Source organism: Shewanella benthica KT99, assembly GCF_000172075.1.
Classification (GTDB): Bacteria; Pseudomonadota; Gammaproteobacteria; order Enterobacterales; family Shewanellaceae; genus Shewanella; species Shewanella benthica_A.
In genome coordinates this window covers 1-1,003 of record NZ_ABIC01000124.1, presented here as the reverse complement: position 1 = coordinate 1,003, position 1,003 = coordinate 1, and the positions used below count along the sequence as shown (strand labels likewise).

1 protein-coding gene and 1 pseudogene are annotated in these 1,003 nt (G+C 51.4%); one reads left to right on the top strand and one right to left on the bottom strand.

Annotation, left to right across the window (positions count from 1 at the left end):
* Nucleotides 1-907 (top strand): 3-deoxy-D-manno-octulosonic acid transferase (locus KT99_RS19870; protein ID WP_005503988.1); only part of this gene is annotated, 907 nt, incomplete at its 5' end.
* Here the strand turns inward: KT99_RS19870 and KT99_RS23110 are convergent.
* Nucleotides 904-1,003 (bottom strand): annotated as a pseudogene (locus tag KT99_RS23110) (3-deoxy-D-manno-octulosonic acid kinase); the annotation flags it as partial. The gene KT99_RS19870 and the pseudogene KT99_RS23110 overlap by 4 nt on opposite strands.

The following is a 1,003-nucleotide window of genomic DNA, read 5'->3' as shown; positions in this document are numbered from 1 at the left end:
GCCTAAATCTTGCATCATAATGGAGACAGAGCTCTGGCCTAATTTGCTCCATCAGGCATCGAAGTCTGGAGTGAAGTTGATGCTGGCGAACGCCCGCTTATCCGAAGAATCGGCGGGGAAGTATCGAAAACAAGCCAGTCTGAGCTTGCCCATGTTACAGAGCCTAGATCGGATCGCGGCTCAATCTAAGCAGGCGGCGGCACGTTTTATCGATTTAGGCGTCAAGCCTGAAAATATCAGCGTCTGTGGCAGCCTAAAGTTCGATCTCAATATATCGGCAGATAAAATAGCGCAAGCAAAGGCATTGCGCCTGGAGTGGCAGAGGGGCAATAGCCCTATCTGGGTGGCCGGCAGTGTACACCCTGGGGAGTTTGATGCCATCTTGAATGCGCACCGTCAGGTTTTAGCGGATAATCCCGATGCCTTGCTTATCATGGTTCCCCGTCATCCAGAGCAGTTTAATGCCGCCGCAGGTAAGATTGCCGATGCTGGATTTAACTTAGCTCGTCGCAGTTTAAATGAGTCGGTACAGCCAAAGACTCAAGTGTTATTAGGCGATACCATGGGGGAACTACTCACCTTCTATGGCGCCGCGGATCAGGCTTTTGTCGGTGGCACCCTAATCGATAACGGTGGCCATAACCCATTGGAGCCTGCTGCATTTGGATTACCGGTATTCGTCGGCCCACAGCATTGGGATTTCGCCGAGATAACCGGCTTGCTCGAAGACGCCGGGGCTTTGCAGGTGATTGCTGCGGATAGTGAACTAGCCGATGGTTTGATCAATAAGTTCAATGACGAGTCTGCCTATGACGCTGCCAGCGAGGCTGGGCTTAAGGTTATCGCCGCTAACAGAGGCGCGCTGAAGCTGCAGTTTGAGCTGGCGAGACAGTTGATCGACTCTTAAGGTTTCGAGTAACCTTTTAATAACTCTTGCCAGTTGGAAGTGGTGAATGCCAAAGCCGGGAGTTTTCCCTTCTCCTTATTGAACGAGCGTAATAAG